General features: G+C 45.9%; 1 protein-coding gene. It reads right to left on the minus strand.

The window, feature by feature from the left end; genetic code table 11:
• Positions 1 to 241 (minus strand): RNA recognition motif domain-containing protein (locus L9G74_RS24400; protein ID WP_238898745.1); only part of this gene is annotated, 241 nt, incomplete at its 3' end.
• Between the last annotated feature and the right edge of the window lie 16 nt (positions 242 to 257).

Consider the following 257-nt stretch of genomic DNA (forward strand, 5'->3'; position numbering starts at 1 on the left):
CGCGTGTGGGACCTTGAGCATTGGGACCAGCCTCAGTAGTATTTGCCATGGCTTGAGTGACATCGGCTTTGCCATAACCAACACGTACAGTAGCACCTTGCAATTTGCTATCAAGACGTGTTTCAAGATCATTCTTGGCTGCCACAGCAGAATCAACATGGGAAAAGTTGACAAAAGCACATTCCTTGTCTGACAAAATACGAGCACTTTCCACGTGACCATAGCATGAAAAGATCTGCATCAGATCTGCAACACTT

The organism is Shewanella electrica (genome assembly GCF_022321485.1).
Taxonomy (GTDB): Bacteria; Pseudomonadota; Gammaproteobacteria; order Enterobacterales; family Shewanellaceae; genus Shewanella; species Shewanella electrica.